This window comes from Eubacterium ramulus ATCC 29099 (genome assembly GCF_000469345.1).
GTDB lineage: Bacteria > Bacillota > Clostridia > Lachnospirales > Lachnospiraceae > Eubacterium_I > Eubacterium_I ramulus.
Genome location: NZ_KI271193.1, coordinates 61,484 through 69,092 on the forward strand (window position 1 = coordinate 61,484; position 7,609 = coordinate 69,092).

Annotated in this window: 6 protein-coding genes; all 6 read right to left on the reverse strand. The window is 41.8% G+C overall.

Annotated features, from left to right (window positions below; all coding sequences use genetic code 11):
• Positions 1 to 96: 96 nt before the first annotated feature.
• The 6 genes from HMPREF0373_RS15780 to HMPREF0373_RS15805 all read right to left on the reverse strand — a co-directional run bounded on the left by HMPREF0373_RS15780 (position 97) and on the right by HMPREF0373_RS15805 (position 7,127).
• Positions 97 to 1,623, reverse strand: a complete 1,527-nt coding sequence (locus tag HMPREF0373_RS15780; protein ID WP_021740815.1) for an outer membrane insertion signal domain protein — start codon at positions 1,621 to 1,623, stop codon at positions 97 to 99.
• Positions 1,624 to 1,816: 193 nt separating this feature from the next.
• Complete coding sequence (locus HMPREF0373_RS15785; RefSeq protein ID WP_021740816.1) at positions 1,817 to 2,728, reverse strand: LysR family transcriptional regulator; 912 nt, start codon at positions 2,726 to 2,728, stop codon at positions 1,817 to 1,819.
• Between the two features lie 34 nt (positions 2,729 to 2,762).
• Positions 2,763 to 3,161 carry a SufE family protein gene (locus HMPREF0373_RS15790; RefSeq protein ID WP_021740817.1) on the reverse strand — a complete coding sequence of 133 codons (399 nt, stop codon included), beginning with the start codon at positions 3,159 to 3,161 and terminating at the stop codon, positions 2,763 to 2,765.
• Positions 3,158 to 4,117 (reverse strand): LysR family transcriptional regulator, encoded by a 960-nt coding sequence (locus HMPREF0373_RS15795; protein ID WP_021740818.1) that lies wholly within the window; start codon positions 4,115 to 4,117, stop codon positions 3,158 to 3,160. The genes HMPREF0373_RS15790 and HMPREF0373_RS15795 overlap by 4 nt, the downstream gene beginning before the upstream one ends.
• 36 nt (positions 4,118 to 4,153) lie before the next feature.
• The gene (locus HMPREF0373_RS15800) at positions 4,154 to 5,371 is read right to left on the reverse strand and encodes an aminotransferase class V-fold PLP-dependent enzyme (RefSeq protein ID WP_044965004.1); all 1,218 of its coding nucleotides are present in this window, start codon (positions 5,369 to 5,371) and stop codon (positions 4,154 to 4,156) included.
• Positions 5,372 to 5,597: 226 nt separating this feature from the next.
• Positions 5,598 to 7,127, reverse strand: coding sequence for a hypothetical protein (locus tag HMPREF0373_RS15805; RefSeq protein ID WP_021740821.1), 1,530 nt, complete (start codon positions 7,125 to 7,127; stop codon positions 5,598 to 5,600).
• Positions 7,128 to 7,609: the final 482 nt, after the last annotated feature.

The window sequence follows — 7,609 nt, forward strand, 5'->3', positions numbered from 1 at the left end:
CAAAGCACATGCCGCATTTTTCTATATATTTTTAACCAATATTATGAACTGTTTTTTATACCTGAAAAAGCATCATATTTTTCATACAGTTGTATTCTATGCTGTCACAATCTCAATTCCCGTTACTTTTCCAAACTTCTTCAGGTCTTCGATATAATCACCATACACCAGAGTCAGATGACAACCAAATTCGCACTGTTTATAGAACAGATCTTTGTTATCTGCTACCCGGAAGAATAAGCCTTGTCCGCAGCTCTTTCCATCATATCCGGCCGAAGCAACAATGGTTCCTTTTGCAGCCAGCATCTTTGTACCTGTCGGATCAATTCTGCATACTGTGATTTCCTGTCCTTCATCCTGCATAAAATCATAACGTACTGTTGCACCAAATCCACTGTATGCAAAAGAATCTACAGAATATTTCTTCAACGGCTGTTCAAATCCATCAAATTTTCGTGTTGGTGTTGCATGGAACATACTGTACAGATTCGTTTTATCATCCAAATGATCAATATGAGCATCATCAAAATCACCGAAAATCGTCGGCAATTTTCCATCTTCTAAAGAACAGACATTGGCATTTCCCATATAAACGGATTTTCCACTCAGATTCTCCAATATCGCCTGCGTAAGCAGTGAATTGAAATCCAGATCACAGGCAGAAGGAATTCCGTTTTCAATATTTAAAGAATGCGTCAGACAGAATGTTACCCGTTCCTCAGAAAGTCTTCTGGTGGAACACAAATCCGGACATGGTGCCGTAAATGCATTACACTCATAATGATCCATCAGTTTCTGAACCAGTACATATGCTTTAAATGTATCTATGATGGCTGCCCGATCCATTCTGACTTCATCCGCATTTGCAATAAATTCATCTGCCAGTTTTTCTGCCAGCGCTGTATCCTCAGCATTGATATTCTGACCTTTTCTGCCCGGAATCGTCGGATTACTATATGGGTCAACTTCATGCAGCTGATCCAGCAGCTCATGCACGCTGATATTACGGAATTTTACTCCAAGACGGTTTGTTATTTCTTCAAGATTTACAAAATTGTCGGTTCCGCCATAGGATTTGACAGAACTGAATCTGGATGCAACCAGCACTCTTGTATTCTGCAGCGCTTTTCGCGTTCTTAATGCTCTCAGATAGCCTTCATAATCTGCCCAGGAATAGAACGCATATGCCTCATGTCCTCTTGCATGCAAAGCCGCTGTATTCAGGGTTTCCTCACAGCAGGAATGCGGAATCATAGCAACAGGCTTATGAAATCTCTGTGCGAACTCTACATAGATAAATCCTCTTGCAATCTGAAAATTAAATACAAACAAATCAATTTTATCAATCTCTGCACTCAGTGTTTCATAAATTTTTTCAGAATTTACCCATTCATCCGTAGCTTCCAGATAAATCGGATCCATCATATTTATTCCAGCCGGAACATGAGAGAAAACATCCTGTTTGAATATTTCATAAGTTTCCCTGCTTACCATCTGATCATATTCTTTTTCCAGTGCATCGCCTTCCCCGAAACGGCACGGTCCCTCATAAGCATATTCATGTACCAAACCGATATAAATAGGGCGAACATTCAGTTTCACATCAATATTTTTTGCAATCATTTCGTTTTCCTCCTCAGATACAATACAAACTTCTCATCAAGCCGGCCAACTTAATATGTCTATATTGTAGCTGGTTTTCTGTCTTTTGAAAAACGAATATCTCGCATATGTAACGGACTTTTTCTCATATCCTAGTATTTCGATCACTTCTGTTACAGCAAGTACGAAAAACTTCCTCTCCCTCTATTTTTTCTTATCTTTGTTCATCATTCCGAATCAGATTCAGGAATTCCCTCAGATACTGTTTATCATTTTTTCGCCATACCATAGCCACACCACTATGTGTATCTGCAATTGGTCTGCTTACAATATGCAGACAATCTGTATCTTTATGGTACCTGTCACAGATAAACACATCATTTTTTTCATGCAGATTATATACCAGAGACGAAGCATTATTCACATTGTATACAATATTGGGTAAAAAACCATGCATCCGGCAAAGATCAATAAGCATGCTCTGATAACTTGGCAGATGCAAGGCAGAAATAACTACCAGATTGCTCGTCTTCAGATCCTCAACAGTCCATACATCCTTATCCCGCAGCGGATGATCTGTTCGCATACATACAGTCAAAGGTGTATCTTTGATAAAAGCAACATGGTTTCCATCCAGACCACTGCGTTCCATATCATATCGAACTGTAAAAATAACATCCAGTTCATTTTCCATCAGCTGTCTGTGTAATATTTCCGGACGTTCCGATTCAATATCCAGTCCTACCCCCGGATATTGTTCTCTGAATTTTTCCATGTACTCCCAGAGATATGCCTCTGATTTATGAATATCTAAAACCCCTATGTTCAGTTTTTTTATATCACCTCCCATATGTCTGCGTGCCACTTCCACAGATTCCTGCATTGCGCTGATCACATCTTTCCATGAACGATACAGGCTTTTTCCGGCTTCCGTCGGAACCAGTATATTTTTTTCCCGCGCGAACAGCTGAACCTGCAGATTCTGTTCGATATTCTGGATTGTCTTACTGATGGCAGACTGTGTCACATTTAATTTCTGTGAAGCCTTTGAATAACTTCCAAGCTCCATCGCATAGATAAAATACCACATCTGATAAAAACTCAGATTCATATATTCATTTTTCATAGCTGATCTCCTGCTAGCTTATCCTGTTTAACACTCAAATGGACTGTATATGCCGGATCACACTGTTCACACCGTTGAACCGATCTGTGCTGATCTGATTTTTCAAATCTGTATCCGCGATATACCACACCTTTGCACCGGCAATATCTTCCTTTTTCTGATCCTGAAACATAACAATGGCAACTGCAATGATTCCCTTGATGATCAGTGCCTCTGAATCACCCCATATATGCAGTCTTCCATCCTGCTCCTCACAGTGAATCCATACTTTTGACTGACAGCCCTGGATCAGATGAGTGTCATCCCGCCATTTATCCGGATACGGCTCCAGTTCTGCACCCACCTGCAGCAAAAATTCATACTGCATCATCCAGTCATCAATCTCATTAAACGCTGTTACAAACTCTGTCTGAATTTCATCTATTGTCTTCATTTTTCTTCCTCCGGCATCCTTCCGTTCTGAATGTTTTCCTGTTGTTCATGCTGTCTGCAGTTTCTCACTACATCAATGAACTGACAAAGATATTTTTTTCTTTCGTTCTTCCATACCATCACAACACCGCTCTTTGTATTTTTTATCGGGCGCGAGATTACATGAGATGAACCATAATCTTTGTGATATTTATCACAGATAAACACGTCGTTTTCTTTCAACAGATTATATATCTGAGATGCTGCATTCTGCGCATTATAGACAATATTGGGAAAAAAGCCGTATTTCAGGCAAAGTTCCACAATCATACTGTTATAACTTGGCAGATGCAATGCTGAAATCATGACCAGATTACACTCTTTTAAATCTTTGACTTCCCACACCTGTTTGTCCACCAGCGGATTGTCCGCTCTCATACAGACGGTAAATGGTGTCTCTTTCACCAGTTCCATATGATGTCCGGTCCAGGAAATTGTTTCCATATCATAGCGCACGGTAAAAATAACATCCAGTTCATTTTCCATCAATTTTTTGTGCAATACTTCCGGCCGTTCTGACTCAACTGCCAGCGAAATATCCGGATACAGATCATGAAATGCTTCTACATACTCCCACAGATAAGATTCTGACTTGTGGGAATCCAGCACCCCTATTTTCAAACTCTCACTTCGTCCACCCATATAACGCCGTGCATCTTCCACAGCTTCCTGCATTTCCACAATCATCTTTTTCCACACCTGATAGAGATTTTTTGCAGCTTCTGTCGGTATCAGATTGTTTTTCTCCCTGATAAACAGTTCCATTTTCAGGTTCTGTTCTATGTTTTGAATACATTTGCTTAATGTCGACTGTGTTACGTTGAGATCCTGGGAAGCCCTGGAATAACTTCCAAGCTCAATGGTACGGATAAAGTACCACATCTGGTAAAAACTCAGGTTCATATAAGCATCTTTCATTACAGTTCCTCCCTTTTGTCTCTCTCATAATTTATGTTACCATTTTTTCAAAAACGAAATGATCTTCTCCATGCGGTCACCGATCACTTCGATTTCTTCTTTTGTATTATAAAATGCCGGAGAAAAACGGATCACCGAATCATAGCCCAGCCTGCGCAGCATCGGCTGTGCACAGTGATTGCCACTGCGTACCGCAATACCGTATTTATTCAGAAAACTTGCCATATCGTATGGATGAATGCCGTCGACCACCACAGAGATCACACTCTGTTTTTCCACATTTCCGCCCAGTACGTGCACATATTTCTGTTCGGAAAGTCTCTGTTCCAGCGTATCCGTCAGTTCTTTCTCCCATGCCGCAATCTCTTTTGTACCGATTTCCTGCAAATAATGCAGTGCCTGACCAAGCCCAATAGCTCCAGGATAATTCGGGGTACCGGCCTCCAGACGATATGGAATCGTGGTAAAACTTGTATCCTCGTTTCCTACTACATCCACCATACCACCGCCGTACCAGAGCGGTTCCATGACATCCAGTCGTTCCTTCTTTCCGTATAAAACACCGATCCCGGCAGGTCCCATGGTCTTGTGTCCGGAAAAGGCCAGAAAATCACAATCCAGTTCCCGCACATTCATCTGACCGTGCCGGATTGCCTGGGAAGCATCGACACACACCGGGACATTGTACTGATGTGCTTTCTGAATGATCTCACGCACCGGAAGTACCGTTCCTGTCACATTGGAGATTGCAGTCACCGAAACGATCACCACGGACTCGTCCAGTTCCCGTTCCAATGCTTCTATATCTAGTCTGCCATCTTCTCGCATCGGTATCACCACAAACTCTGCACCGGTCCGTTTCGCTGCCTGCTGCCACGGGACAAAATTGGAATGATGTTCGAACTCTGTCACGATCACCTTCCTGCCTTTTTGCATATACTGCGCCGCATAACCGAACGCCACCTGGTTCAGACTGTCCGTAGCTCCTCTGGTAAATATGATCTGCATCGGATCGTCACACCCGATAAAATCAGCCACTGTCTTTCTGGCATCTTCCATGGCACATGTGGACCTTTCACTTAGTGTATGGATTCCCCGGTGCACATTCGCATTATCCTGCATATAATGCCGGTTCAGGCATTCCAGAACACAGTTTGGCATCTGTGTGGTCGCTCCGTTGTCAAAATAAATCAGCGGATTATTATTTATCTTCTGTTCCAAGATTGGAAAATCATTTCTGATCTGTGCTTGCATCCTATCGACTCTTCCTTCTATATCTTTACCGTCCATTCTAGTTTTCCAGTTTTCCTATTTGTATAGTATTTTTTTCATTAAAAGCAAGCATGGAGGAGATCCTCTGATCTCCTCCACACATGTATGATCTTTACAAAATCTATTATACCATCCTGTTTCTTTTTTGCTACTAGATTCTTCAAGTCTCACGTGCGTTCGACTTGAATTTATCTTACAGACACAGTTTCTATGCTCTTACTACTTCCAGACCAAGCATTTCTGCCAGCATTTCCAGTTCTTCTGTATAATCACCGTATACAAGCGGCATATGGTTTCCACCGTAACGAACCTGTTTCTTAAAGAAATCTTTTTGATTGTCTACAGTAAAGATTACACTCAGGGAACAGTTCTGGCTGTCTACGCCGCCACCTCCTACAATCGTTCCTTTTGCAATCATCATATGGCTGCAATCCGGAGAGATACGTGCCATTGTAATTACCTGACCGGCATCTTTCGCAAAATCATATCGCAGGGTTGCACCCCATCCGCTGTATGCGAACGGCTGGATACCATACTCCTCATACGGCTGGTCAAAGCCTTTGAGTTTTCTGTTCGGTGTGGAATGGAAGGTGTAATACAGATTCGGTACATTTTTGATATCTTTCAGGTTCTCTGCTGTAATAACACGCTCCGGAATCGCATCTCCATTTTCATCATAGAAGATCGGGTTTGTATTTCCCATATAAGCTGCGGAATTGGATAAGTTGGACAGAATCATCATGACAACAACTGCTCCGATATCGTACTCACAAGCAGACGGGATACCCATCTCGTTGTTCAGGGAATGGCATAAACATGCGGTAAACTGCTCCTGATTCAGACGTCTGGTTGCACAGGCATCCGGACATGGCATACTGAACGCGTTGCAGTCATACAGTTTCATCTGTTTCTGCGCATTGTACCATAATTTTACGGATTTGATGATCATATCACGTTCCATGCCGACTTTATTTGCACCGGCGATCAGCTCATCTGTGATACGCTCGATTTCTACCATATCTGCCTCATCCAGGTTGTTGATATTTCTGCCAGGAACCGTACTATTTGTGGTCGGATCCACGACATGTGTGGTCTCGATAAATTCATGTACGTTCAACACACGGAATTTGATGCCGAATTTATCAGTAACCTGTGCCAGTGAGTTAAAGCTGGACTCAGAAGAGAAAGATTTATTCGCATTATATCTCGGTGTTACCAGCACATTCATGTTTCTCAGCACTTTGCGTACACGCATGGCACGCATAGTCTTGTTTGCATCATCCCAGTCATAAAAACCATATGCCTCCAGACCTCTTGCGATCAGCGGCGGTACACAGTCTGCCAGACAGCAGCAATTGTACGGCATAATAGCGATTGGTTTTTTATAACGCTGTGCAAATTCTGTCGTAATATCGGTACGTCCGATTTCTGTATTAAACAAATACAGATCTACCTCGTCATTATCCACGGTCATAGCTTCAAACATGGATTCCGGACTCATGAAATCCTCATGACGTTCTATGTAAATGCACTCCATTACGTTGATCTGCGGATCTGTGATATATTTTTTCAGGTCTTTTTTGTACTGTTCAAATAACTCTGCCTCTACCATCTGGTCGTAAGCCATTTCCAGTTCCTCATCATGTCCGAAACGACATGGACCCTCAAATACGGTCTGGTGTACCAGTGAAAGGAAAATCGGTCTTACATTTAATTTAATATCAATACCACGTTTCATGAAAAAATCCTCCTGTTTCTTATTAGTGTAGTTTTTTATTAGTGTAGTTTCTTATTAGTGTAGAGTGCAGTGATTCTGAGAAGAATATGTCAGCTTTCGCTGACCAGATTCACACACCAAGTCTCACGTGCGTTCGACTTGAAATCTACTATTCTGTTTGTTCTATTTGTATTTCCTATATCATTTGCTGTTTTTCGTAGTTCTGCTACACCGGGGTTACTGCTCTTCCCTGTTTTTCTTTCCCATCTGATTCCACACAGCTGACAGGATCATCAGCAGAACCATAACTCCGACAAAACATAACATCCAGATCTGTGTCGTAGTCATTTTTCATACCCTCCCTTATTTGTCATCCAGGTTGACCAGTTCGTCGCTGTCACCGAATTTGTTGAGTTTACCAATGGCATATCCGATACCGGTTATTGCAAATACCATGATAGCAGTATAAATAATTGTTGTCACACACATATGCATAATATCTT